Below are 23,274 nucleotides of genomic sequence, written 5' to 3' on the forward strand. Positions count from 1 at the left end.
CTAGGCCGACTTGGCGACCCCGACCATCGCGGGGCGAAGCAGCCGGTCCTTCAGGACGTAGCCGGCCTGCATCTCCTCGATCACCGTGCCCGGCGGCTGGTCCGAAACGATCTCGATCATCGCCTGGTGGCGGTTGGGATCGAGCGGCAGGCCCTTGGCTTCGACCCGGGTCACCCCGTTGCGGCCGAACACCGCGTCGAGCTCGCGCGCGGTCGCCTCGATACCTTCGATGAAATTCTTGAGGTCGCCCTCGCGCGCGCCCGCCGGAATATGGCTCAGCGCACGGTCGAGATTGTCCTTCACGCTCAGCATGTCGCGGGCGAAACCGGTGTTGGCGTAGGTCACGGCCTGCGCCTTCTCCTGATCGGCGCGGCGACGCACGTTCTGCACCTCGGCGGCCGCATAAAGCGCCTTCTGCTCGGCCTCCTCGAGCTTCGCGCGAAGCTCGGCCAGTTCGTCATGTTCCTGAAGCTCGGGGCTGTTTTCCGCGGTTTCCGCGCGGATTTCCTCGGCCTCGTCGTGAAGCTTGTCCATTCCTATCCCATCAATCGTGTGAGTGCTTGCGCCGTATAATCCACCATGGGAACGATCCGCGCATAGTTCAACCGCGTCGGCCCGATCACCCCCACAACGCCTGCCACCCGTCCCTCGCTCCCGCGATAGGGCGCGGCGATGACGCTCGAGCCCGACAGCGCGAACATCCGGTTTTCCGAGCCGATGAAGATCCGGCAACCCTCGCCCTCGCGCGCGCTTTCGAGCAGCCGCGCGATTTCCTGCCGGTCCTCGAGCTCCCCGAGCAGCTTGCGGACCCGTTCGAGATCGGCCGCCGCGCCCTCGTCGAGGAGATTGGCCTGGCCCCTGACGATCAGGATCGGGCGGTCGGCGCCGTCCTCGCGCCATTCCGCAAGACCCGTCGCGACCAGTTCGGCCGCCGCCCGGTCGAGCGCGGCGCGATGGTCGGCGATCTCGGCGCGCAGCCGGGTCTCGGCCTCCGCGAGCGTCAGCCCCGCCAGCCGGCTCGTCACATAATTGGCGACCTCGGTCAGCGCCGGCGCGGTCATGCCCGGCGGGAGGACCACCACGCGATTCTCGACACTGCCGTCCTCGCCGACGATCACCGCCAGCGCCTGCCCCTGCCCCAGCGGCACGAAGGCGAGCTGGCGGAGCCGCCGCTCGATCTTGGGCGCGACCACGACCCCGGCGCAGGCCGACAGCCCCGACAGCATCCCGATCGCGCTCGACAGCGCTTCCTCGAGCGGGCGGTCGCGGACCTGCGCCTCGATCGCCGCGCGCTCCTCGACGCTCGGCAGGTGGGTCTGCATGATCCCGTCGACGAACAGCCGAAGCCCGGTCTCGGTCGGGATCCGCCCCGCCGAGGTGTGCGGATGGGTGAGCAGGCCCCGCCCCTCCAGCTCGGCGAGGACCGAGCGGATCGAGGCGGGCGACAGGTTGATCGTGCCGGACAGGCTCTTCGACCCCACCGGCTGCCCGCGATCGAGATAGGCCTCGACCACCGTGCCGAAGATCGAGCGCATGCGGTCGGTCAGTTCGGGGAGCGGTGGCTGCATGAGGGTGATGTAGGTCGGGTGATCCCCTCTCTCAATCCGTTAGTGTCGAGCGAGGTCGAGACACGGTCCCTCGACTTCGCTCGGGACCAGCGGGTAAGGGGCATCGCAAATCAATCAGGAGAACAGACCCATGCGCCCCAGCGGCCGCGCCCCCGACCAGATGCGCGAACTTCGCTTCGAAGCCGGCTTCACCAAGCATGCCGAAGGCTCGTGCCTCGTCAGCTTCGGCGACACCCGCGTGCTGGTCACCGCCAGCCTCGAGGAGAAGGTCCCGCCGTTCCTGCGCGGCAAGGGCCAGGGCTGGGTCACCGCCGAATATGGCATGCTGCCGCGCGCCACCCACACCCGCGGCGCGCGTGAGGCGGCCAAGGGCAAGCAGTCGGGCCGCACCCAGGAAATCCAGCGCCTGATCGGCCGCTCACTGCGCGCCGTCACCGACCTGTCGCTTCTCGGCGAGCGCCAGATCGTCCTCGATTGCGATGTCATCCAGGCCGACGGCGGCACCCGCACCGCCGCCATTTCGGGCGCCTGGGTCGCGCTTCGCCTCGCGGTCGACGGGATCATGGGCAAGCTCTCGGCCGACCCGATCCGCACCCAGGTCGCGGCGGTGAGCTGCGGCTTCCACGACGGCACCGCGGTGCTCGACCTCGACTACATCGAGGATTCGAACGCCGGGAGCGACGGCAATTTCGTCCTGACGTCGGATGGCGCGATCTGCGAAGCGCAGCTGACCGCCGAGGGCGCGACCTTCGACGAAGAGGGCCTGCTTCGCCTGCTCCGCCTCGCGCGGATCGGCTGCGACCAGATCTTCGAGGCGCAGCGCAAGGCCACCGGCCGGTGAACGCGGTCGGGCCTCGCCTCGTCATCGCGACGCACAACGCCGGCAAGCTGCGCGAAATCCGCGCGCTCGTCGCTCCGTTCGGGATCGAATGCGTCGGCGCCGCCGAACTCGACCTCCCCGAGCCCGAGGAGACCGGCACCAGCTTCGTCGCCAATGCCGAGCTGAAGGCCCGCGCCGCCGCCGACCAAACCGGCCTTCCCGCTTTGTCCGACGACAGCGGCCTCAGCGTCGACGCGCTTCACGGCGAGCCCGGGATCCACTCCGCCCGCTGGGCCGAGGACGAGACCGGCAAGCGCGACTTCGGTTTCGCCATGGAGCGGGTCGAAAAGGCTCTTTCAGACGCCGGTCCCGAGGCGGGCCGCGACGCGCATTTCACCTGCGCTTTGACGCTCGCCTGGCCCGACGGCCGCACCGAGAGCTTCGAGGGCAAGGTCTTCGGCCACCTCGTCTGGCCCCCGCGCGGAGCCAATGGCTTCGGCTACGACCCCGTCTTCGTCCCCCACGGCCACGAGCAGACCTTCGGCGAGATGGAGCCCGAGGCCAAGCACGCCATGAGCCACCGCGCGAAAGCGTTCGAGCAGCTGGTACATTTCCTTGACCAGTCTCGTTCGTCCTGAGCGCAGCGCGACGCGCGACGTCGAAGGTCGCTTGCCCGAGCGTGCTTCGACGTCGCTCAGCACGAACGATGCGGGCGCGAAGGGCGATCTCGCCCTCTACATCCACTGGCCGTTCTGCGTCAGCAAATGCCCTTATTGCGACTTCAACAGTCACGTCCGCGAGAGCGTCGACCAGCAGGACTGGCGCGCCGCGCTCCTCGCCGATCTGCGCCATGAGGCCGCGCTCCTTCCGGACCGCCGGCTGACCAGCATCTTCTTCGGCGGAGGAACGCCCTCGCTGATGGACCCCGGCACCGCCGCCGCGCTCATCGAGGAGGCCGGCAAGCTCTGGCCCGCGGCCGACGACCTCGAGATCACGCTCGAGGCAAACCCCTCATCGGTCGAGGCCGCGCGCTTCGCCGACCTCGCCGCCGCCGGCGTCAACCGCCTCAGCCTCGGACTCCAGAGCCTCGACGACCGGGCCCTCGCCTTCCTCGGCCGCGCGCATTCGGTCGATGAGGGCCTCGGCGCACTCGACGTCGCGCAGCGGCAGTTCGGGCGCGTTTCCTTCGACCTCATCTATGCGCTGCCCGGCCAGACGCCCGAGGCCTGGGACGCGATGCTCGCCCGCGCCCTCGGCTTCGGCACCGGCCACCTCTCGCTCTACCAGCTGACGATCGAACCCGGCACGCGCTTCGCCGCGCTCCATGCCGCGGGCAAGTTCGCGCCGCTCGACACCGAGGCGGCGGCCGACCTGTTCGAGCTGACCGCTGAGCGCACCGCTGCCGCGGGCATTCCCGCCTACGAGATCAGCAACCACGCGCGGGCGGGCCAAGAAAGCCGCCACAACCTCACTTACTGGCGCTACGGCGACTATGCCGGGATCGGGCCGGGCGCGCACGGTCGCCGCTCGGGGCTCCGCACCGTTCGCCACCGCAAGCCCGAAAACTATCTCGCCGGGCTGGCCCGCAACGGCCACGGCATGGTCGAGGAAGCGCCCCTGTCACCGATCGAGGCCGCCGACGAGGCGCTGGTCATGGGACTTCGCCTCGCCGAGGGGATCGACCCGCTAGCGATCGCCGAGCGCTTCGGCCTCGCCCGCCTGCTCGACGACAAGGCGGTCGCCCGATTGATCGCGAGCGGCCACCTCGTCCGCAATGGCCGCCGCCTCAGGACGACCGAGGCCGGCCGCCTCCTTCTCGACACGATCCTCGGGCTGATCGCCGACCCTCAGCCCCCGGCCGAGACCCGCTCCGCATAGGTCGACATATAGTCGGCGATCTGTGCGTCGGCGTCGCTCTCCGCCGGCTTGCGCGGCCGGCCGTTGCCGACGTCGACCGAGACCAGCGCATTGCGGAACGCGCTCATCTGTGCGGCGCAGGTCGCCTTGGCCATGCCGTCGAAATCGCCCGACGCCTTCTTCTCTTCCTGTGCCTTGGTGACGACGGTCCTGAGGCAGGCGACGAACGCCTTCCGTTGCGCGCCGCTATCCACCGGGGCCGCGACCGCGGCGAGCCCAACCAACAACGAAAGCATTTCCCCCGCTCCCACTGTGAACTGTGACAGCAGGATGACTCGGTCGCGGGGCGATTTCCAGCGCTTTTTGCGCCGGTGCGGAGACTCAGAACCTGGTCGGCGCGGGGCTCACGAGCGAGGACCCGCCGGCGGTCACCTGGCGCACCTCGAAGGCGCGCTCGGCGACATTGTCGGGGCCGAAGCGGAAGATGCCGTCGACCCCGGCAAAGCCTTCGCGGTCGTCGATCGCCCCAAGCGGGAAGCGCCGCCCCGGCTGCCAGCCGCGCGCCGCGCGCACGCCCAGCAGCACCGCGTCATAGCCGAGGCTCGCGATCCGCGGCGGGGTCTGGCCGGAATAGCGCGCCTTGTAGCGCCCGACGAACTGCCCCCACTGTCCCTGCGTCGGCGCGGCATACCAGGCGCCCCGCAGCCGCGGCACGCTGCCGAGATTGGCCGAGGCCCACAGCTCGGTCCCGAGGATCCGCGCCCCCGGCCGAACGCCCTGCGCCGCGAGCGCTACCGGCCGCCCGCTGTCCGCCAGCAGCACGGCATCATAGCCGCGGCTCGCGAGCCGCTGCGCCGCCGCCCTGGCATTCTCCGGCCGGTCGTAGGTCTCGACCCCGACCACCTGGCCGCCGGCACGCTGCACCGCCACCGACATCGCCCGGGCCGAACGCTGGCCATAGGTCGAGGCCGGCACCACCGCCGCGAATCGCCGTGAACCCGTCGCGGCGGCCTGCCCGACCACCCGCGCCACCGCCTGGCTCGGCGTGAACCCGAGCACATAGACGCCCGAGGCGGCAATATCGGCGTCGTTGCTGAACGCGATCACCGGCACGCGCGCCCGCTGGGTGAGCGGGGCCACCGCGCGCACGTCGTCGGCCCGAAGCGGCCCGAGGATGAGGTCGTTGCCCGCGCCAAGCGCGCGGTTCGCCGCGGCGACCGCGCCTGCCTCGCCGGTATCGTAGACGGTCAGTTCGAACGCCTTGCTGCCGGTGTCGAACATCGCCAGTCGCGCGGCCTGCCCAAGTGCGCGGCCGACGGCCGCATCGGGTCCTGACAATGGCACCAGCACCGCCACACGATTGGTCCGCCCGCCATCGATCGGCCCTGGTCCCGGCCGTGGCCCGGTCGCGCAGGAGGCAAGCAGCGTCGCCGCGATCCCGAGAACAAACCAACGCCGCCCTTGTGCGGCCCCGAGCGAGAATGCCATGACGTTCGAGCTTCCCATGTCCATGTCCACGCCCCCGCCACCCGGCCTCTACATCGTCGCCACCCCGATCGGCAATCTCGGGGACCTGAGCCCGCGCGCCGCCGAGGTCCTGCGCGGGGCCGCGCTGGTGCTGGCCGAGGACAAGCGCGTCTCGGCCCGCCTCCTCCAGCATGCCGGCGCCGCCGTGCCCATGCGGACCTACAACGACCATAGCGACGCCGCCGACCGCGAGGCCGTGGTCGCCCGCCTCGGCACCGAGGCGATCGCGCTGGTCAGCGATGCCGGGACCCCGCTCATCAGCGACCCCGGCTACAAGCTCGTCCGCGAGGCCCGTGCCGCCGGCCACGAGGTCTTCACCATTCCCGGCCCCTGCGCCGCGGTCGCCGCGCTGACGCTCGCGGGCCTGCCCACCGACCGCTTCCTGTTCGTCGGCTTCCTCCCGCCCAAGGAAAAGGCGCGCGCCGACGCCATCGCCGAGATCGCCGCGATCCGCGCCAGCCTGATCTTCTACGAAAGCGGCCCACGCCTCGGCGCCAGCCTCGCCGCGCTCGCCGCCCAGCTCGGTCCCCGCGACGCCGCCGTCGCGCGCGAACTGACCAAGCTTCACGAGGAATGCGTCACCGGCACGCTGGCCGAGCTCGCCGCGCGCTACGCGTCGCTTTCCCCCAAGGGCGAGATCGTGGTCGTGGTCGGCCCGCCGGCTGCTGCCGCCGCGCCCGGCCCCGAGGAAATGGACGCGGCGCTCCGCCAGGCGCTCGAGTCCGGCGAGAGCCCGAGTCGCGCCGCGGCAACAGTGGCGCTTCAACTTGGGATCAAACGGAAACTCGTCTACGATCGGGCGTTAGAGCTCGCGAAATGATCATTCTTACCGCTCTCATGCTCGCTGCCGCCCCGACCCACCATGGCAAGGCGCCGGCCAAGCCCCGCCCCGCCGCCACCCGCGTCGCCACCGTCGCGCCCAGCGAAGACTGGCTACGCGGCCTGTGGGTGTCCGACCAGGACAAGGGCGACCAGATGGAAGGCTGCGCCGCCTTCACCGCGCTCTTCTTCCAGTCCGACGGCCATTACCTCCATGGCGAAGCCATGGGCGAATGGGCGGTCAGGAACGGCCAGCTCGTCCAGCAGCCGACCGCTTATGCCGAAGGCGGCGGCGACGAGGAAAAGGCCGGCGAACCGGTCGCCAGCAAGCTCGTCCGCCTGTCCGAGGACCGGATGCGGATCGTCCCCGCGCTCGGCCCCTCGACGCTTTACCTGCGCTGCCCCAAGCCGGAGACCCCCGTCGCGCGCTGACCGGGCCACGGCCGAGCGCCGCGGTCGTCAGGCCGAGGCGGTCGCCGCGACCTTTCTGCGCCTCAAGGGCTGGTCGATCCTCGGCACCCGCGTGAAGACCAAGGTCGGCGAGGTCGACCTCGTCGCGCGCCGGGGCAAGGTTCTCGCCTTCGTCGAGGTCAAGGCCCGCGCGACCGACGAGGCCGCCGACTGGTCGCTCGACCGCCACCGCCTCCGCCGCGTCGCCGATGCCGCCGCCCTGCTCCTGCCGCGCTTCCAGGGCGACGCCGAGACGGTCCGGATCGACGCCATCTTCATCGTGCCGTGGCGCGCGCCGCGCCATCTCGTCGACGTGTGGCACGGATGACAGCGGAGCAGGCGGCGACTAAGGGCGTTGACCAGAATTCCCGGGAGCTTTCATGACCCTCGCCGTCGCGGTCCAGATGGATCCGCTCGAACAGATCAATATCGCGGGCGATTCGACCTTCGCCCTGATGCTCGAAGCGCAGGCGCGCGGGCACCGCCTGTTCCATTACGCCGCCGACCAGCTGACCTACGAGGACGGCCGGCTCCGGGCGCTCGCCCGCGAGATCCGCGTGCAGCGGGTCGAGGGCGACCATTATTCGGCGCAGGACCCGGCGCCGATCGACCTCGAGGCCGACATCGACGTCGTCCTGATGCGGCAGGATCCGCCGTTCGACATCGCCTACATCACCGCCGCGCACCTGCTCGAGCGGCTCGAAGGCAAGACGCTGGTGGTCAACGACCCCGCCAACGTCCGCAGCGCGCCCGAGAAGATGTTCGTGCTCGACTTCGCGCGCTTCATGCCGCCGACGCTGATCACCCGCGACATGGCCGAGCTCACCGCCTTCCACGAGAAGCATGGCGAGATCGTCTTGAAGCCGCTCCACGGCAACGCCGGCGCCGCGGTGTTCCGCATCGGCCGCGACGGCTCCAACCTGCGCGCGCTCGCCGAGCTCTTTTCGGAGACCTGGCGCGAGCCGTTCATTGCCCAGGCCTTCCTTCCGGCGGTCAGCGAAGGGGACAAGCGCATCATCCTCGTCGACGGCGAGCCGATCGGCGGAATCAACCGCGTGCCGGGCAAGGGCGAAATCCGCTCCAATCTCGCCGCCGGCGGTTCGGCGCACCAGACCGCGCTCAGCGAGCGCGAGCGCGAGATCTGCGCCGCGCTCGGGCCAGAGCTTCGCCGCCGCGGCCTCCTGTTCGTCGGGATCGACGTCATCGGCGGCATGCTGACCGAGATCAACGTCACCTCACCCACCGGCCTCGTCGCGCTCGACAGGTTCGAAGACATCAACAGCGCGGGCCTGATCTGGGACGCCATCGAGAAGGTCGGCCAACGTGGGTGACTGGGTCGTCCGGATGATCGAGCAGTCGGGCTATCTCGGCGTCGCCTTTCTCATGTTCCTCGAGACGATCTTCCCGCCGATCCCGTCGGAAGTGATCATGTCCGTCTCGGGCGTCGCCGCGGCCAAGGGGCAGATGAGCCTCGGCTGGGCGATCGCCTCGGGCACCGCCGGCGCGATGCTCGGGAACATCGTGTGGTATCTTGCCGCCCGCGCACTCGGGATCATCCGGTTGAAGCCCTTCATCGACCGCTACGGTCGCTGGCTGACCATGGACTGGGCCGAAGTGCAGCGCGCCGAGCGCTGGTTCCGTGCGAACGGCACCTTCTTCGTCTTCCTCGGCCGGATGCTGCCGACGGTGCGGAGCCTTGTCTCGGTCCCGGCCGGGCTCCTCAAGATGCGCTTCAAGACCTTCTTCATCGCCTCGACCATCGGCACCGCCGGCTGGACCGCCGCGCTCGCCTATGCCGGCTTCATGCTGCGCGAGCGCTTCAACGAGGTCGACGACTGGATCGGGCCGATCAGCAACGCGATCCTGGCGACGATGGTGCTCGGCTATCTGTGGCGCGTGATCCGGTTTCGCCCGGCAAACTGATCCGAGATGGGCATAATTGTCACCGCAAATCAGCGGCGATCTTTATCCATTTCAGTTATTTAGCGCCTTGTTAAGCGGCCGGGCCGCACTCCCTTTCATGTCGAGGCGGCGGTTAATCCCCACACCAAGCCGACCGCCTCGACAGTCCCCCGCCCCCCGAACTCACGCCCGCGGATGCGCATGCCGATAGACGTCGAGCAGGTGCGCCGCATCGACCGCGGTGTAGATCTGGGTCGAGGACAGGCTCGCATGGCCGAGCAGTTCCTGCAGCGTCCGCAAGTCCGCTCCGCCCGCCAAGAGATGCGTCGCGAAACTGTGGCGAAGCGCATGCGGCGTCAGCTTGTCGTCGAGCCCGAGCGTCCGCCGCGCCGCCGCCACCGCCCGCCGGACCACGTCGGCGCTGAGCGGCCCGCCCCGGGCGCCGCGGAACAAGGGCTCCTGCTTGTCCAGCGGCCAGGGACATTGCGCGACATAATCGGCCACCGCCGTCGCCACCATCGGCAGCACCGGCACCACCCGCGTCTTACCCCGCTTGCCGGTCACCCGGACCGTGCTCCCGAGCGGATGCGCGCTCGCGGCAAGCGCCAGCGCCTCGCTGATCCGCAGGCCCGACCCGTAGAGCAGCAGGAGGAGCGCCGTGTCGCGCGCCGCGATCCACGGCTGGTGCGCCAGCGCGCCCGTCTCCTCGGCCAGCGCGACCGCGTCTTCGGGCGAGGCGGGGCGTGGCAGGGTACGCGGGCGCTTCGGCGCCTGCACGCGCGGCAGCGCCGGGGGCGCCCCCTGCTGCTCGGCGGCGAACTTCAGGAACGCGCGCACCGCCGACATTTCGCGCGCGGCGGCCGACGGGCCCAGCCCCTCGCCGCGCCGCTGGGCGAGGAAGGCGCGCAGGTCCACCGCCGGAAGCGTCAGCAGCGCGGCCGGGGTGGCGACCTCGCCGCGATGCACGCCGAGGAATTCGAGCAACCGGTGCGCGGTCGCGACATAGGCGCGCGCCGTATGCGGGCTGCTCCGCCGCTCGAGACGCAGGTGATGGTCGAAGCGGGCGGCGAGCGCCCGCGCGTCGGTCAGGGGTTGAGCGTCCACCGGCGCAGGATAGCGCCAAGCGTCGCGCCGAGGAACAGCAGCAGTTCCGAGCCGTGACGCCCGTCGAGCGGCTCGCTCCCGCGCTGGCCGAGCATCAGCACCGCCTCGGGAATGGCGTCGGGCATCCGGATCAGCGCCTCGGCCCCGATCAGGTCCGACGCCGGCCCGAACAGCGCATGGCCCCGCTCGACCGTCCGCAATTCCACCGGCTCCTCGCCCGCGATCCACTGCCGGAGCAGCGCCGCCTCACAATGCTGGACGCCCGAACTGTCGATCCGGAAGCCGCGCTCCCCGACGATCAGCCCCAGCGCGACCGCGTCGAGGCCGAGGATCAGCGGCCATTCCTGCACAACGATGTGGAGGAGGTGGTCGAAGTCGGTCGCTTCCATCGCGGCGAGCACCGCGCGGTGGATCGCCGCGACCGCCCCCGACTGGCCGCGGGCGAAGGCGAGCAAGTCTTCACGCGCCTCCTCGGCGGCCTCGGCCCGCGCCCGCAAACGTGCCAGCGCATGGTCCTCGAAGGAGAGGATCTGTCCCATGCCAGCAATTGTATAAGCCAAAGGGTTAACGTCCAGTGGCCTCCGGATCGTCAGCCGATCTTCTGGCCGGTCGCTTCCCAGTCCTTGAGGAAGGCGGCGATGCCCTTGTCGGTCAGCGGGTGGTTGAACAGCTGCTTGATGACCGACGGCGGCGCGGTCATCACGTCGGCGCCGAGCTTGGCGCTCTCGTGGACGTGGATCGGGTTGCGGACGCTCGCCACCAGGATCTCGGTGCCGAAGTCGTAATTGTCGTAGATCATCCGGATGTCGGCGATCAGTTCCATCCCCGGATAGCCGACGTCGTCGTGGCGGCCGACGAACGGCGACACGAAGCTCGCCCCCGCCTTGGCCGCGAGCAGCGCCTGGTTGGCCGAGAAGCACAGGGTCACGTTGACCATCGTGCCGTCGCTGGTCAGCGCCTTGCAGGTCTTGAGGCCGTCGAGCGTCAGCGGCACCTTGATCGTGATGTTGTCGGCGATCTTCCGCAGGACCTCGGCCTCGCGCATCATCTCGGCATGGTCGAGCGCGACCACCTCGGCCGAGACCGGACCCGGGCAGATCTTCGCGATTTCGGTCACGGTCTCGATGAAATCGCCGCCCGACTTCTTCACCAGGCTCGGATTGGTGGTCACCCCGTCGAGGAGGCCCGTGTCCATCAGCTCGCGGATGTCGGCGATGTCGGCGGTGTCGGCGAAGAACTTCATGGGGTGCACATGTCCTTGGGGCTACGGTTGCCCTCCGCTTAGCGGCACGGCACAACAGCGTCCATGACAACCCACGTTCTCGTCGAGCGCCGCGGCGCGCAGCTCCGGATCCTCCTCAACCGGCCCGAGCGGCGCAACGCGATCACCGTCGCCATGTATGCCGCCATGGCCGATGCGGTCGCCTCGGCGCAGGACGACGAGAGCATTCGCGTCATCACGCTTGAGGGCGCGGGCGTCGATTTCACCGGCGGCAACGACCTCGCCGACTTCATGGCCGAGATGCCGCAGGACGGGCAGACCGACATCCCGGTCTGGCGGCTCCTGAAGGCGCTAGCGACCAACCGGGTCCCGCTGGTCGCGGCGGTCCACGGCAATGCCATCGGCATCGGCACCACCATGCTGTTCCACTGCGACCTCGTCGTCGCCGCTGACGGCACCCGTTTCAAGATGCCCTTCACCGAGCTCGGCCTCGTCCCCGAGGCGGCGAGTTCGCTGATCCTCCCGCGCATGGCGGGCCGCCAGCTCGCGGCCAAATATCTGCTGCTGGGCGAGGCGTTCGGGGTCGAGGAAGCGGAGCGCTTCGGCCTCGTCACCCACCGCGCCTCGGCCGAGACCCTCGACGAGACGCTCGCCGCCGTCGTCCAGACCCTCCTCGCCCGCCCCCCGCAGGCGCTTCGCCTCACCCAGCGGCTGCTGCGCGGTACCGCGCACGACGAGGTGCTCGAGCGGATGGACTGGGAGAACGGCCATTTCTCCGAGCGCCTGACCTCCGACGAGGTCCGCCAACAGATCATGGCCTTCTTCGCGGCGCGGGGCCGCTAGGCGCTCAGCTCGCGACCCAGACCCGCTTGGACTTGGTGATCGTGACGTTGGGGCCCGGATAGACGATCAGGCTGGTGGCCTGCGTATAGGTCACGGTGAGGTCCCAATAGGTCGCCTTGGCCGTGTCGTCATATTTGACGTCGGGCTCGCTGATCGTGAACGTCCCCGGACCGATGCCGTAGACGCTGTCCTGCATCTTCTGCTTGATCGTGGTCGTGCTCGGGGTCGGCCACAACGTCGCCTGCCGGGCCCCTTGGCCCAGCGCGTGCTGGATACCCGAATTGGCCCGGAACAGCAGCCCCATCTGATAGATCATGAACAGCATCACGACGAGCGTCGGCAGCGCCACCGCGAATTCGATCACGGTCGCCGCGCCCTCGTCGCGCCGGAGCTTGCGAAGCAGGTTCATTCGATCCGCACTCCCGCTTCGGCGCCGACGCGATACTTGCCGTCACTCGTCACCGGGCCGAACTTGATCGCCGGCAGGATCGGCGAATAGTCGTCGTAGACCTTGACGTTGAGGTAGCGCGTGCGGGTCTGGGTGCCGCAGCCGCCGGCGTAGGTGCTCTGCGCGACCCCGTTGCAATAGCGGGTGCGCGTCACCGTCACCTGGTCCTCGGTCAGCCCGCCACCGGCCTGGAGCACCGCCTCGGACTTGATCGTCGCCTCGGGCAGGTCGTCCGCGGTCGTCTGCATCTGCTTCTCGAGCGCGCGCTGCACCGCCTGCTCGAGCGCGAGCTTGCGGCTGTAGGCACTGCTCATGTCCGCGACGCCGGCGATCATCACCGAGAACATGGTGGTGCACAGCGCCAGCTCGACGACCGCCGCACCGCCCTCGTCGCGGAGGAAGTGGCGAAGGCGCCCGATCATGCGACCAGCCTCACCTTCACGGCATTGCTGCCGATCGGGTTCAGGCCCGACCCGGTGCATTCGCTGCTCAACTTGATCTTGCTGTTGCCGCTGAACTCGACGCGCTTGCCGATGATCTGCACGCAGGCCGGTCCCGAGGTCACGCTCGACGCACCGTTATAGAGGAGGAAGCGGTTCGGCGTGTAGATCGCGCCGGTCACCATCGACCCGTCGTTGCCGGTCACGCGGTTCTGGAAGTTGGCATTGCTGCCGTCGGTCGCGCGGCGATCCTGGTAGAAGGCAATGCCCTTGTAGGTCTCGCCATCGGCGCTTGGCGCGGTAACGTTGATCTTGCCGCCGGTCAGCTTGATGTTGCCGGAAGCGGTCGGGTCGCTGAAATTCGTCAGGAGGAAGCTGCAGCTCGTGCAGTTCAATTCGGTCCCCGAGGAATTCATGTTCAGGTCGCCGCCGTCGGTCAGCACGTAGGTTGCCGAACCGAGGGTCAGTTTTCCGCCGATGTCCATCCCGCCGGTGACGCAGACGATGTCGCCCTTTTTGTCGATGGTCGATCGGTCGAGCGGATACTGGTTCTGCTGCTTCGGGATCGAGATGGTCCTGGTGCACTGGCTCGAGCTCGATGGCATCGGCGCCGACGCATACGGATCCGCGATCGGCGGGCTGTAGGGATCGTAGCCCTCGACGGTCCACTTGGCCGACTTGGCGATGCCGCCCGCCGCGGCAAGCCGCTTGGCGATGACGGTCGAGCCGACACCGGTGTTGGTCGCGGCCGCGGTCGGGTTGGCCGAATTGGCGATCAGCGAGCACTTGCCCATGTCGAGCGTGGTCGAGCCCTGGATGTTGATGCCGGTGATGCTCGTCCGCCGGTCGAGGCCGATGACGCAGAATTCGCCGCCCGAGGTGATCACGCCCGCGGCCGTCGAGGTGGCGGTGATCGTCGGCGTGAAGGTCATGTAGACCGAGCTAAAGGTCAGCGGCTTCTGGATCGCCAGGGTTACCTTAACCTGGTTGGTCATGGTCGACGTGTCCGCCATGCTGGTATCGATCTCGGCCGCGTTCTTGAGCGTGATGCCGGTCTTCTGGTTGAGCGCGAGGTCCTGCGTCACGGCGGCACTGACGCCGCTCGCGTCGCCATTGGCGGCGATGCGCGTGTAGACGCCCGCCATTGCGGCCGAGTCCGCGGCGCGCTGCAGCTGGCGCTTCCACAGCGCCCACTGGATGGTGTCCACGGCCAGGCCGGCCGAGCCCACCAGCAGGGGAATGGCCGCGGCAACCACGATCAGCACGTTGCCGCGCTCGTTGCGCCGGAGCTTTTTCAGCAATCGCAGCATCTCAAACGCCTCGCGAAATCATGTTCTCGAAGCCGGCTCTAGCCCCAACAAGGTGAGCGAATTGCTTGGAAGCAGGGTTAACGCCGTGTTGACGCCGCCCACCGCTTGCAGCACCACTGTGCTATTCCTATAAAACACCCCAGCTTCTTGCGCGTTCATGGCACCCCCGCCATGTTGGCGACCGAGAAGGGGAATGATTTCGATGGCGACCACTGCATCCGAGACGACGACCGCGACCAAGCTCAAGCTTGAGGCACCCGACGTGCTGCAGCCGGTCATGCCGCAGGAGGCCGCCGGGCTCGTGCCGCTGAAGGACGCCGAGCGTACCCAGCTCGAAACCAAGGTCGATACCTTCGTCGACGAGCTTGTGGCGCTCGACAGCAACAGCCCCGAATTCGGCAAGAAGGTCGACCAGCTCACCGCCATGGGCCGCAAGGAGATTTCCGAGGCCGCCGGCGCGTCGAACCGTTTTCTCGACCGTCCGGTCAAGGCGATCGACAGCGACACCGGCATCGGCGCCGACCTCACCCAGCTGCGCACCACGGTCGAGGAGCTCGATCCCAAGCGCAACGGCGCGCTCTCGCCGGGCCGCAAGCTGTTCGGGCTCATCCCCTTCGGCAAGTCGGTGAAGGGCTACTTCCGCCAGTATCAGAGCGCGCAGAGCCACATCAGCGCGATCCTCGCCCGCCTGCAGAGCGGCAAGGACGAGCTGCTGATGGACAATGCAGCGATCGACACCGAGCGGTCGAACCTGTGGAAGACGATGCACAAGCTCGAGCAGATGATCCACATCTCGAAGGCGCTCGACGCCAAGCTCGAGGAGAAGGCCGCCGAACTCGACGCGACCGAGCCGGCCAAGGCCAAGGCGATCCGCGAGACCGCGCTCTTCTACACCCGCCAGCGCACCACCGACCTCCTCACCCAGATGGCGGTCACCGTGCAGGGCTATCTCGCGCTCGACATCGTCAAGAAGAACAACGTCGAGCTGGTGAAGGGTGTCGACCGCGCCTCGACCACCACGGTCGCGGCGCTCCGCACCGCCGTCACGGTCGCGCAGGCGCTGACCAACCAGAAGCTCGTGCTCGAGCAGGTCGGCGCACTCAACACCACCACCGCCAACATGATCGATTCGACCGGCACCCTCTTGAAGACGCAGTCGGCCGCGATCCACGAGCAGGCGGCGAGCTCGACGATTCCCCTCGAGACGCTGCAGCGCGCCTTCCAGAACATCTATGACACGATGGACTCGATCGACAGCTTCAAATTGAAGGCGCTCGAGAACATGAAGCAGACGGTCAATACGCTCGGGAACGAGGTCGAGAAGAGCCGCGGCTACATCGCTCGCGCCGAGGGTGCCAACCAGGCCAAGCTCGAGGCGGCGCCGGCCTTTACCCCGCTCGACGTGAAGTGACCGAGACGAACGACAAGGTCTCGAAGGCGCTGGCCCGGTTCGACCGGGTCATGACGGTGATCGACGAGAAGCAGGGCCCCGTGGCCCAGCAGGCCCGGCGCGAGCGGCAGCGCAAGACCGCGCAGGCCGGACGGGTCGCGCGGAACGTCGTCGTGGCGATGGTCGCGGTGGCTGCCATCACCATCGGCGTCGGCCTCGTGATGCCGATCGGCATGTTCGGCTTCCTCGCGGCGCTGCTGCTGGCGGCCGCAGTGGTGGTCGCGACCTACTACTGGAGCGCGGGCGGCGGCGAACCGTCGATCCCGAGCGTGCCGACCGACGTCCCCAACGGCGAGATGGTCCAGCGCTTCGACAGCTTCCTCTACCGCACCCGCCGCGCGCTCCCCGCCCCCGCCCAGACCGTGGTCGACGGGATCACCAGCCAGCTCGGCACGCTTCGCCAGACACTCGAGCGGACCGACACGCTCGATCCCGACGCGCAGGAAGCCCGCCGGTTGATGAGCGTCCATCTCCCTGGCCTGATCGAACGCTATGCCAACGTGCCCGCCGCCTATCGGAGCGAGGTCGACGGCGAGGGCAAGACCGTCGACCAGCGCCTGATCGAGGGCCTCCAGGCCAGCCGGACGGCATTGGGCGAGGTCAACGAGCGCCTCGCCCGGCGCGACCTCGACGCCTTCGCCACGCAGGGCCGCTTCATCGAGACCAAATACGGGCAGACCGACGAGGTCTGAGGCTTGCAATGTAGGATTTGCGTCGTCAAACTAACCCGGACGGTTCGCAACCCTGCTCTCTCCAACCTCTTAAACACCCCCGCACCATGCGCGATATGCGTGATGATCGAGAAGATCCGCCTATTTCGCCCGCGCCTCGCCGACGATCTTCTCGGCCCGCGCAAATAATTCGGGATCGACCTTGGCGTCCGACGCCGCGGCATTTTCATGGACCTGCTCGGGCCGGCTCGCCCCGATGATCGCCGAGGCGACATTGGGCTCGCGCAGCACCCAGGCGAGCGCGAACTGGGTCAGGCTGAGCCCCGCCTCCTCGGCGAGCGGCTTGAGGTCCTGCACCGCCTGCAGGATCGCCGGCGTCATCAGTCCCTTGATGTAGCCGCCCATCTCGTCGCTCTTGGCGCGGCTGCCTTCCGGCGGCGCCTCGCCCGGCTTGTACTTGCCGGTCAGCACGCCCTGGCCGAGCGGCGACCAGACGATCTGGCTGATCCCGTTCGCGGCGCACAGCGGGATGACCTCGTCCTCGGGATCGCGGTGAAGCAGCGAATATTGCGGCTGGCTCGAGACGAACTTCTCGACCCCCGCCATCTCGATCGCCGCCTTGATCCGGTCGGCCGGCCATTCGGAAAAGCCGATGTAGCGTGCCTTGCCCGCCCGGACGACCTCGGTCAGCGCCTCCATCGTCTCTTCGAGCGGCGTGTCGAAGTCGTAGCGGTGGCATTGGTAGAGGTCGACGTGGGTCGTCTTGAGGCGGCTCAGCGACGCGTCGATCTGCTTCAGCACCTGCGCCCGCGACAGCCCCTTGTCGGTGTCGGACATCGGGAAGAACAGCTTGGTCGCAAGCACATAGCTGTCACGTGGCCGGTCGGCGAGCGCCTCGCCGAGGAAGCTTTCCGCCGCGCCGCCGCCATAGACGTTGGCGGTGTCGATGAAGTTGATCCCCGCGTCGAAGGCCGCGTCGAGGCAGCGCCGCGCGGCCTCCGCCTCGACCCCGACCCCGTAGGTCAGCCACGAGCCGAGCGAGATTTCGGAAACGTGGAGGTCGCTGCTGCCGAGCTGACGGGTGCGCATTGGTAAAGGGCCTTTTCGATGAAATTCGATAAAGGCAAAAGGGTTCAGGAAGCGCCGAGTTCCGCCAATATTTCGGCGGTGTGCTGGCCCAGCCGCGGCGGCGGGCGGGTCGAGTCCATCCGCTCCCCGTCGAGCCGCACGGGCCCACCCAGAAGCCGCATGCCGTCCATCTCGCGAAGCATCGCGCGGTGGGTCGCCTGAGGATCGTCGAGCGCCTGCGCGATACTGTTGATCGGGCCGGCCGGAATCCCCGCCCGCTCGCATGCCTCGAACCAGTACGCCGCCGGCCGGGTCCGCGTGATCGCCTCGATCCGCGCGACGAGGTCGGCGCGGTTCGCGATCCGGGCGGCATTGGTGGCGAAGGCGGGATCGCTCGCCCACTCGGGATGCCCGAGCAGGCTGGCGAGCGCGGCGAACTGACGGTCGTTGCCGACCGCGATGATCAGCGCTTTGTCGGCGCAGACGAAGGGTTGATAGGGCACGAGATTGGGGTGGCTGTTGCCCTGTCGCCCGGGGCTGTGGCCGCTGACGAGATAGTTGGATGCCTGGTTGGCGAGCATCGCGAGGCCACAATCGAACAGGGCACTGTCGATCACCGCCCCCTCCCCCGTCGTCCCCCGCCGGACCAGCGCGGCGAGGATGGCGCTGGCGGTATACATGCCGGTGAAGAGATCGACGATCGCGACGCCGGCGCGCAGCGGGCCGCCATTCTCGACCTCGTCGGGAAGGCCGGTGATGCTCATCAGGCCGGCCTGCCCCTGGATCATGAAGTCGTAGCCCGCCTGCCCCGAGCGCGGGCCGTCCTGGCCGAAGCCGGTGATCGAGGCGTAGACCAGCCGAGGGTTGCGGGCGCGAAGGGTCGCGGAGTCGAGGCCGTAGCGGCGGAGTGCGCCCACCTTGAAGTTCTCGACCACGATGTCGCTCTTGTCGGCGATCGCGCGGACCTGTGCCGCCCCCTCGTCGCGGGCGAGATCGATCGCGGCGCTGCGCTTGCCGCGATTGCAGGCGAGGAAATAGGCGGCGACGCGGCTGTCGCCGTCACCCGACCACGGCGGGCCCCAGTGGCGGGTGTCGTCGCCGACCCCCGGACGCTCGATCTTGATGACGTCGGCGCCGAGGTCGGCAAGGAGCTGGGTGCACCAGGGTCCGGCCAGCACGCGGCTGAGATCGAGGACGCGGATGCCTTCGAGCGGCTTCATGCGCGGCGCTTCCACGGGCGGCGGTCGGCAAGCACGGCCCGGGCCGCATTATGGCCCGGGGCGCCGGTGACCCCGCCACCGGGATGCGCGCCCGACCCGCAAAGGTAGAGGCCGGGCAAGGGCATGCGATAGTCGGCGGCGCCGATCATCGGCCGCGCGCTGAACAATTGGTCGAGCCCCATCTTGCCGTGGAAGATGTCGCCGCCGACGAGGCCGAAGCGGCGCTCCAAGTCGAGCGGCGAATGAATCTGGCGACCGATTACGCTGGCCGCGAAGCCGGGCGCGTAGCTGTCGACGGTCGCGATGATGTGGTCGGCCACCTTGTCGCGTGCCTTGTCCCAGCTGCGCCCGCCCGGAAGCTGGTAGCGGAAATGCTGGCAGAAGAGGCTGGCGACATGCTTGCCCTTTGGCGCGAGCGACTTGTCGAGGGTCGAGGGAATGAGGAGCTCGATGATCGGATGCCGCGACCAGCCCTCGCGCTTGGCCTCGACAAAGGCGCGATCCATGTAGTCGAGGCTGGGCGCGATGATGATCCCGCCGGTGAGGTGATCGCCCTTGCCCGGCAGCGCCGTGAAGCTTGGCAGCTCGGACAGCGCGACATTCATTCGGAAGGTCGCGCTTTCGCACGACCAGTGCGTCATGTGGCGGTGGACGGGTTCGAAGACGGCGCCTTCGGGCACGAGCTTGTCGAACAGGAGGCGCGGATTGACGCCGGCGACGATTTGGGGCGCGCGCCACGCCTTGCCTTGCGCGACGACGCCGACGGCCCTGCCATTCTCGACGATGACTTCCTCGACGGGTGCGTTGAGGACGATGTCGACCCCGACCTCGCGCGCGGCCTTGGCCATCGCCTGGGTGATCGCGCCCATCCCGCCGATGGCGTGTCCCCAGGCACCGGGAACGCCGGCCGCTTCCCCGAACAGATGGTGGAGCAGGACGTAGGCCGTGCCCGGTGTGTAGGGTGAGGCGAAATTGCCGACGACGCCGTCGAAGCCGAACAGAGCCTTGGCGAAATCGCCGGTGAAATGACGGTCGAGGATGTCGCCCGCCGACTTGGTCGCATAGTCGTGGACGATGCGGATCTCGTCGGTGGAGAGGCCGACGAGATCGCGGCCGAGGCGGAGGATGTTGGGAAGGCCGGCAAGTCCTGCGCCGGCTTCGGGCGGAGCTTTCAGCAACCACTTCTGGAGGAGCGGGACGACCGTTTCGAGCTCGGCCATGTAGCGGTCGTAGGCGGGGCCGTCGGCGGCGTGATGGCGGACGATCTCGGCGCGGGTCAGCCCGCCGCGCCCGCCGAGAAGATAGTCGCCCTTCTCCGCACCGGGGAGAAAGTTGTCGGTCTTGCGCAGGACGACCTGCAGGCCGTGCCGCTCGAGCTCGAGGTCGCGGATGACCTTGGGCTGGAGGAGCGAGACGGTGTAGCTCGCCGCGCTGTTGCGGAAGCCGGGCAGGAATTCGTCGGTGACAGCGGCGCCGCCGACTGTGGCCTGCGCCTCGAGAAGCGCGACCTTGAGGCCTTTCCTGGCGAGGTAGAAGCTGCAGACCAGACCGTTATGGCCGGCGCCGATGATGATCGCGTCGTAGGGCACGGGCTCACGTAGCCGTTCGTGTCGAGCGAAGTCGAGACACCCTGCCCCTCGATTTCGCCCGGGACGAACGGTCGGGCGTCAGCGCATCAGGACCAGTTCTTCCGCCATGCTCGGATGGAGCGCGATGGTGGCGTCGAAGTCGGCCTTGGTCAGCTGCGCCTTGACCGCGATCGCGGCGGCCTGGAGGATTTCGGGCGCGTCGGGGCCGATCATGTGGATGCCGACGACGCGATCCGAGCCCTCGTCGACCACCAGCTTGTAGAGCGAGCGCTCGTTTCGGCCGGCGAGCACGTTCTTCATCGGGCGGAAGTCCGAGGTGTAGGTGCGAATGACGCCGAGCTTGTTCTTCGCTTCGCTCTCGGTCAGCCCGACCGCGCCGATCGGCGGGTGCGAGAAGACCGCGCTCGGGATATTGTCATAGTCGACCGTGCACGGCTTGCCGCCGAACTGGGTGTCGGCGAAGGCGTGGCCCTCGCGGATCGCGACGGGGGTGAGCTGGATCCGGTCGGTGACGTCGCCCACCGCGAAGACCGACGGGACCGAGGTACGGAACTGGTCGTCGACGATGATGCCGCCGCGCTCGTTGCGCTTCACTCCGATCTCGTCGAGGCCGAGTCCCTCGGTGTTCGGGACGCGACCGATCGCGAACAGCACTTCGTCGGCGACAATGTCCTCGCAGCCGTTCATCCGGCAAAGGAGCGTGCCGTCGTCCTGGCGCTCGATCGAATCGAAGGTCGAGTTGAACCGGAAATCGATGCCCTTTGCGAGGCTGATCTTCACGAGGCGATCGACGACCTGCTCGTCATAGCCGCGCAGGATCGTGTCCGAGCGGTTGACCACGGTCACGTGCGCGCCGAACTGGTGGAAGACGCCGGCGAATTCGTTGGCGATGTAGCCGCCGCCGACGATCACGATCCGCTCGGGGAGGCGTTCGAGGTGGAAGACCTCGTTCGAGGTGATGGCATGCTCGACGCCAGGGATCTCGGGGAGCATCGGGCGCGCGCCGGGGGCGAGGAGGATCTTGCCGGCGGTGACGGTGGTGCCGTCGTCGAGGCGAAGCTGGTTGGGGCCGGTCAGCACCGCGCGCGACTTGTGGATCGTGACATGGTGGCTGCCGAGTGTCTGCCCGTAGGCTCCCTCGATCCGGCTGACCTCGGCGAGGACGTTGTCGCGCAGGACCAGCCAGTCGAAGCGCTTGTGGGGCACGTCCCAGCCGAACATCGCGGCGTCGTCGAGATCCTCGGCGAAATGGGCGCCGTACACGAGAAGCTTCTTGGGCACGCAGCCGCGGATGACGCAGGTCCCGCCGATGCGGTGCTCCTCGGCAATGGCGACCCGGGCGCCGTGGGCCGCGGCGATGCGTGCGGCCCGGACACCGCCGGAGCCGGCGCCGACGACGAACAGGTCAAAGTCAAAATCGGTCAAAGCCCGGCCCTTTCGATCAAGGCACGCGTGGAGGGGTCAAAGGCGGCGCGGGCCTCGGGGTCGTCGATGGCGCGGGCCATCTCCTTGCCGAGTTCGACGCCGAACTGGTCGAACGGGTTGATGCCGAGGAGTACTGCCTCGGCGAAGGTGCGATGCTCGTAGAAGGCGAGCAGGGCGCCGAGGCTGGCGGGATCGAGGTCCTCGAGGAGGATCGTGATCGAGGGCCGGTTCCCGGGATAGGCGCGGTGGGGATCGTCGGCATGGCGGCCGGTCATCAGCGCGGCGCCCTGCGCGAAGGCGTTGAGCAGGAGCTCGCGGTGGTGCGCGGGGTCCTGCTCGTCGGTGCCTTCGGCGACCGCGACGAACTCGACCGGCACGAGATGCGTGCCCTGATGGAGAAGCTGGAAGACGGCATGCTGCGCGTCGGTTCCGGTCCCGCCCCACAGGATGGCGGAGGTCTGCCCATCGACGGGCGCGCCGTCGGTGGCCACTGACTTGCCGTTCGATTCCATCACGAGCTGCTGCAGATAGGAGGGCAACAGGCGGAGCCGCTCGTCATAGGCGAAGACCGCGCGGGTCTCGGCGCCGAAGTGGCGGCTGTAGAGGATGTCGGACATTGCCGCGAGGAGCGGCACGTTGCGGCCCGGCTCGGCCTCGGCGACGTGGGCGTCGACCGCTGCGGCGCCTTCAAGCATCTGACCGAACGCCTCGACCCCGAGCGCGAGGGCGGCGGGAAAGCCGATCGAGGACCAGAGCGAATAACGGCCGCCGACGCTCGGCGCGAAGGGCAGGATGCGGGTCTCGTCGATCCCGAATTCGACCGCCTTCTCGGGCGCCGCGGTGAGCGCGATGAGACGGCCGTAAGGATCCTCCACCCCGGCCTCGGCGAGCCAGGCCAGCGCCGCATCGGCGTTGCGGAGCGTCTCGGCGGTGGTGAAGGTCTTGGACGCAATCGCGACGAGCGTGGTGGCGGGATCGAGCCGGCGCAGCGCGTCGTCGACCGCCTGGCCGTCGATGTTCGACAGGATCTCGACCCGGAAGCGGTTCTCGGTCCGGCCGAGAGCGTCGACGAGGAGCGCCGGACCGAGCGCCGAGCCGCCGATGCCGATGTGAAGAATTCCGGTGACGTCACCGAAGGCGCCGGCCTCGATCGCGTCGACCAGCCCGCGCATCCGGATGTGGCGCTGGGCGGCGAGCGCGACCGCGTCGGGCGAGCCGGTGCCGCGCTCGGCGAGATGCTCGGCCGCACGGCCTTCGGTCGGGTTGACCACTTCGCCCGCGAACAGGCGGTCGAGCGCCTCGCGATAGGGCGCGGCGTCGAGCTTTTCGACCAGCGAGTCGGTGAGGTGCGTCTTCGACAGGTCGATGTGGATGCCGGCGAGGTCGTGGGCGAAGCGGCTCGCCCGCTCGCCATCCTCCTCGAACAGGCGCGTCAGCGGCGTGGGGGAGAAATCGGCGAGGAAAGCGGGGGAAGCCATGGCCGCGACATAGCGATGCGGGCCACATATTCCACCCTGCCGCGCTTGACCCGGGGGCGTGGC

At 68.7% G+C, this 23,274-nt stretch carries 25 protein-coding genes and 1 pseudogene; 11 read left to right on the plus strand and 15 right to left on the minus strand.

Translation table 11 applies throughout. The annotated features are described in order from the left end of the window. Together ABD693_RS00785 and hrcA are read right to left on the minus strand one after the other, a co-directional pair. Positions 1–534 (minus strand): nucleotide exchange factor GrpE, encoded by a 534-nt coding sequence (locus ABD693_RS00785; protein WP_344695049.1) that lies wholly within the window; start codon positions 532–534, stop codon positions 1–3. 2 nt (positions 535–536) lie between these two features. Further along, positions 537–1,568, minus strand: a complete 1,032-nt coding sequence (gene hrcA / locus ABD693_RS00790; RefSeq protein ID WP_344695050.1) for a heat-inducible transcriptional repressor HrcA — start codon at positions 1,566–1,568, stop codon at positions 537–539. 130 nt (positions 1,569–1,698) lie between these two features. Here hrcA and rph point away from each other — a divergent pair, with 130 nt between their 5' ends. The 3 genes from rph to hemW are packed head-to-tail and all read left to right on the plus strand — an operon-like array spanning position 1,699 to position 4,266. After that, positions 1,699–2,409 (plus strand): ribonuclease PH, encoded by a 711-nt coding sequence (gene rph / locus ABD693_RS00795; protein ID WP_344695051.1) that lies wholly within the window; start codon positions 1,699–1,701, stop codon positions 2,407–2,409. Continuing rightward, a complete protein-coding gene (gene rdgB / locus ABD693_RS00800) occupies positions 2,406–3,026 on the plus strand; it encodes an RdgB/HAM1 family non-canonical purine NTP pyrophosphatase (protein ID WP_344695052.1) in 621 nt (206 codons plus the stop codon). Before rph ends, rdgB begins: the two co-directional genes overlap by 4 nt. Positions 3,027–3,057: 31 nt before the next feature. Further along, positions 3,058–4,266, plus strand: a complete 1,209-nt coding sequence (hemW, locus tag ABD693_RS00805) for a radical SAM family heme chaperone HemW (protein ID WP_344697546.1) — start codon at positions 3,058–3,060, stop codon at positions 4,264–4,266. Here hemW and ABD693_RS00810 read toward each other — a convergent pair. Then, positions 4,236–4,541, minus strand: a complete 306-nt coding sequence (locus ABD693_RS00810; RefSeq protein WP_344695053.1) for a hypothetical protein — start codon at positions 4,539–4,541, stop codon at positions 4,236–4,238. The genes hemW and ABD693_RS00810 overlap by 31 nt on opposite strands. A gap of 85 nt (positions 4,542–4,626) precedes the next feature. Further along, complete coding sequence (locus ABD693_RS00815; protein WP_344695054.1) at positions 4,627–5,757, minus strand: penicillin-binding protein activator; 1,131 nt, start codon at positions 5,755–5,757, stop codon at positions 4,627–4,629. On the opposite strand from ABD693_RS00815, the gene rsmI reads away from it, so the two are divergent. The 5 genes and pseudogenes from rsmI (at position 5,756) to ABD693_RS00840 (ending at position 8,964) form a co-directional block, all read left to right on the plus strand. Next, positions 5,756–6,592: a 16S rRNA (cytidine(1402)-2'-O)-methyltransferase gene (gene rsmI, locus ABD693_RS00820; RefSeq protein ID WP_344697547.1), complete on the plus strand. Its 837-nt coding sequence runs from the start codon at positions 5,756–5,758 to the stop codon at positions 6,590–6,592. The genes ABD693_RS00815 and rsmI overlap by 2 nt on opposite strands. After that, positions 6,589–7,023, plus strand: a complete 435-nt coding sequence (locus ABD693_RS00825; protein ID WP_344695056.1) for a hypothetical protein — start codon at positions 6,589–6,591, stop codon at positions 7,021–7,023. Before rsmI ends, ABD693_RS00825 begins: the two co-directional genes overlap by 4 nt. A gap of 1 nt (position 7,024) precedes the next feature. Further along, positions 7,025–7,369: pseudogene (locus ABD693_RS00830) on the plus strand (YraN family protein); the annotation flags it as partial. A gap of 52 nt (positions 7,370–7,421) precedes the next feature. Next, the gene (gene gshB, locus ABD693_RS00835; RefSeq protein ID WP_344695057.1) at positions 7,422–8,372 is read left to right on the plus strand and encodes a glutathione synthase; all 951 of its coding nucleotides are present in this window, start codon (positions 7,422–7,424) and stop codon (positions 8,370–8,372) included. After that, a complete protein-coding gene (locus ABD693_RS00840) occupies positions 8,365–8,964 on the plus strand; it encodes a DedA family protein (RefSeq protein WP_344695059.1) in 600 nt (199 codons plus the stop codon). The genes gshB and ABD693_RS00840 overlap by 8 nt, the downstream gene beginning before the upstream one ends. A 162-nt stretch (positions 8,965–9,126) precedes the next feature. Here the strand turns inward: ABD693_RS00840 and ABD693_RS00845 are convergent, their stop codons facing one another. The 3 genes from ABD693_RS00845 to fsa are packed head-to-tail and all read right to left on the minus strand — an operon-like array spanning position 9,127 to position 11,290. Beyond that, a complete protein-coding gene (locus ABD693_RS00845; RefSeq protein WP_344695060.1) occupies positions 9,127–10,047 on the minus strand; it encodes a tyrosine recombinase XerC in 921 nt (306 codons plus the stop codon). Beyond that, positions 10,029–10,586: a DUF484 family protein gene (locus ABD693_RS00850; protein ID WP_344695061.1), complete on the minus strand. Its 558-nt coding sequence runs from the start codon at positions 10,584–10,586 to the stop codon at positions 10,029–10,031. Before ABD693_RS00850 ends, ABD693_RS00845 begins: the two co-directional genes overlap by 19 nt. A gap of 50 nt (positions 10,587–10,636) precedes the next feature. Then, positions 10,637–11,290 carry a fructose-6-phosphate aldolase gene (gene fsa, locus ABD693_RS00855; protein WP_344695062.1) on the minus strand — a complete coding sequence of 218 codons (654 nt, stop codon included), beginning with the start codon at positions 11,288–11,290 and terminating at the stop codon, positions 10,637–10,639. A 63-nt stretch (positions 11,291–11,353) separates the two neighbouring features. On the opposite strand from fsa, the gene ABD693_RS00860 reads away from it, so the two are divergent. Then, complete coding sequence (locus tag ABD693_RS00860; RefSeq protein ID WP_344695063.1) at positions 11,354–12,112, plus strand: enoyl-CoA hydratase-related protein; 759 nt, start codon at positions 11,354–11,356, stop codon at positions 12,110–12,112. 4 nt (positions 12,113–12,116) lie between these two features. Here the strand turns inward: ABD693_RS00860 and ABD693_RS00865 are convergent, their stop codons facing one another. From ABD693_RS00865 to ABD693_RS00875, 3 genes are read right to left on the minus strand one after another with little or no spacing between them, the layout of a single operon-like run. Then, positions 12,117–12,521, minus strand: a complete 405-nt coding sequence (locus ABD693_RS00865) for a TadE/TadG family type IV pilus assembly protein (protein WP_344695064.1) — start codon at positions 12,519–12,521, stop codon at positions 12,117–12,119. Further along, the gene (locus tag ABD693_RS00870; RefSeq protein WP_344695065.1) at positions 12,518–12,982 is read right to left on the minus strand and encodes a TadE/TadG family type IV pilus assembly protein; all 465 of its coding nucleotides are present in this window, start codon (positions 12,980–12,982) and stop codon (positions 12,518–12,520) included. The genes ABD693_RS00865 and ABD693_RS00870 overlap by 4 nt, the downstream gene beginning before the upstream one ends. Beyond that, complete coding sequence (locus tag ABD693_RS00875) at positions 12,979–14,310, minus strand: pilus assembly protein TadG-related protein (protein WP_344695066.1); 1,332 nt, start codon at positions 14,308–14,310, stop codon at positions 12,979–12,981. The genes ABD693_RS00870 and ABD693_RS00875 overlap by 4 nt, the downstream gene beginning before the upstream one ends. Before the next feature lie 202 nt (positions 14,311–14,512). Here ABD693_RS00875 and ABD693_RS00880 point away from each other — a divergent pair, with 202 nt between their 5' ends. Both ABD693_RS00880 and ABD693_RS00885 read left to right on the plus strand, forming a co-directional pair. After that, positions 14,513–15,721: a toxic anion resistance protein gene (locus ABD693_RS00880; protein ID WP_344695067.1), complete on the plus strand. Its 1,209-nt coding sequence runs from the start codon at positions 14,513–14,515 to the stop codon at positions 15,719–15,721. Further along, positions 15,718–16,452, plus strand: coding sequence for a hypothetical protein (locus ABD693_RS00885; RefSeq protein WP_344695068.1), 735 nt, complete (start codon positions 15,718–15,720; stop codon positions 16,450–16,452). The genes ABD693_RS00880 and ABD693_RS00885 overlap by 4 nt, the downstream gene beginning before the upstream one ends. 120 nt (positions 16,453–16,572) lie before the next feature. Here the strand turns inward: ABD693_RS00885 and ABD693_RS00890 are convergent, their stop codons facing one another. From ABD693_RS00890 to pgi, 5 genes are all read right to left on the minus strand, one after another. After that, on the minus strand, positions 16,573–17,520 hold the full coding sequence (locus tag ABD693_RS00890) for an aldo/keto reductase family protein (protein WP_344695069.1): 948 nt from the start codon (positions 17,518–17,520) through the stop codon (positions 16,573–16,575). 44 nt (positions 17,521–17,564) lie between these two features. Continuing rightward, positions 17,565–18,719, minus strand: a complete 1,155-nt coding sequence (locus ABD693_RS00895) for a CaiB/BaiF CoA transferase family protein (protein ID WP_344695070.1) — start codon at positions 18,717–18,719, stop codon at positions 17,565–17,567. Next, positions 18,716–20,308, minus strand: a complete 1,593-nt coding sequence (locus ABD693_RS00900) for a phytoene desaturase family protein (RefSeq protein ID WP_344695071.1) — start codon at positions 20,306–20,308, stop codon at positions 18,716–18,718. Before ABD693_RS00900 ends, ABD693_RS00895 begins: the two co-directional genes overlap by 4 nt. Positions 20,309–20,386: 78 nt before the next feature. Then, positions 20,387–21,733 carry a glutathione-disulfide reductase gene (gene gorA / locus ABD693_RS00905; protein ID WP_344695072.1) on the minus strand — a complete coding sequence of 449 codons (1,347 nt, stop codon included), beginning with the start codon at positions 21,731–21,733 and terminating at the stop codon, positions 20,387–20,389. Beyond that, positions 21,730–23,211 (minus strand): glucose-6-phosphate isomerase, encoded by a 1,482-nt coding sequence (gene pgi, locus ABD693_RS00910; protein WP_344695073.1) that lies wholly within the window; start codon positions 23,209–23,211, stop codon positions 21,730–21,732. Before pgi ends, gorA begins: the two co-directional genes overlap by 4 nt. Positions 23,212–23,274 lie beyond the last annotated feature (63 nt).

The organism is Sphingomonas rosea (genome assembly GCF_039538065.1).
Lineage (GTDB): Bacteria > Pseudomonadota > Alphaproteobacteria > Sphingomonadales > Sphingomonadaceae > Sphingomicrobium > Sphingomicrobium rosea.

What these genes read in the sequence shown, in the direction of transcription:
- ABD693_RS00785 (WP_344695049.1), bottom strand. Translation starts at nt 534, where the DNA reads ATGGACAAGCTTCACGACGAGGCCGAGGAAATCCGCGCGGAAACCGCG.
- hrcA (WP_344695050.1), bottom strand. Translation starts at nt 1,568, where the DNA reads ATGCAGCCACCGCTCCCCGAACTGACCGACCGCATGCGCTCGATCTTC.
- rph (WP_344695051.1), top strand. Translation starts at nt 1,699, where the DNA reads ATGCGCCCCAGCGGCCGCGCCCCCGACCAGATGCGCGAACTTCGCTTC.
- ABD693_RS00810 (WP_344695053.1), bottom strand. Translation starts at nt 4,541, where the DNA reads ATGCTTTCGTTGTTGGTTGGGCTCGCCGCGGTCGCGGCCCCGGTGGAT.
- rsmI (WP_344697547.1), top strand. Translation starts at nt 5,756, where the DNA reads ATGTCCACGCCCCCGCCACCCGGCCTCTACATCGTCGCCACCCCGATC.
- ABD693_RS00815 (WP_344695054.1), bottom strand. Translation starts at nt 5,757, where the DNA reads ATGGACATGGGAAGCTCGAACGTCATGGCATTCTCGCTCGGGGCCGCA.
- ABD693_RS00825 (WP_344695056.1), top strand. Translation starts at nt 6,589, where the DNA reads ATGATCATTCTTACCGCTCTCATGCTCGCTGCCGCCCCGACCCACCAT.
- gshB (WP_344695057.1), top strand. Translation starts at nt 7,422, where the DNA reads ATGACCCTCGCCGTCGCGGTCCAGATGGATCCGCTCGAACAGATCAAT.
- ABD693_RS00850 (WP_344695061.1), bottom strand. Translation starts at nt 10,586, where the DNA reads ATGGGACAGATCCTCTCCTTCGAGGACCATGCGCTGGCACGTTTGCGG.
- fsa (WP_344695062.1), bottom strand. Translation starts at nt 11,290, where the DNA reads ATGAAGTTCTTCGCCGACACCGCCGACATCGCCGACATCCGCGAGCTG.
- ABD693_RS00860 (WP_344695063.1), top strand. Translation starts at nt 11,354, where the DNA reads ATGACAACCCACGTTCTCGTCGAGCGCCGCGGCGCGCAGCTCCGGATC.
- ABD693_RS00865 (WP_344695064.1), bottom strand. Translation starts at nt 12,521, where the DNA reads ATGAACCTGCTTCGCAAGCTCCGGCGCGACGAGGGCGCGGCGACCGTG.
- ABD693_RS00870 (WP_344695065.1), bottom strand. Translation starts at nt 12,982, where the DNA reads ATGATCGGGCGCCTTCGCCACTTCCTCCGCGACGAGGGCGGTGCGGCG.
- ABD693_RS00875 (WP_344695066.1), bottom strand. Translation starts at nt 14,310, where the DNA reads ATGCTGCGATTGCTGAAAAAGCTCCGGCGCAACGAGCGCGGCAACGTG.
- ABD693_RS00880 (WP_344695067.1), top strand. Translation starts at nt 14,513, where the DNA reads ATGGCGACCACTGCATCCGAGACGACGACCGCGACCAAGCTCAAGCTT.
- ABD693_RS00890 (WP_344695069.1), bottom strand. Translation starts at nt 17,520, where the DNA reads ATGCGCACCCGTCAGCTCGGCAGCAGCGACCTCCACGTTTCCGAAATC.
- ABD693_RS00895 (WP_344695070.1), bottom strand. Translation starts at nt 18,719, where the DNA reads ATGAAGCCGCTCGAAGGCATCCGCGTCCTCGATCTCAGCCGCGTGCTG.
- pgi (WP_344695073.1), bottom strand. Translation starts at nt 23,211, where the DNA reads ATGGCTTCCCCCGCTTTCCTCGCCGATTTCTCCCCCACGCCGCTGACG.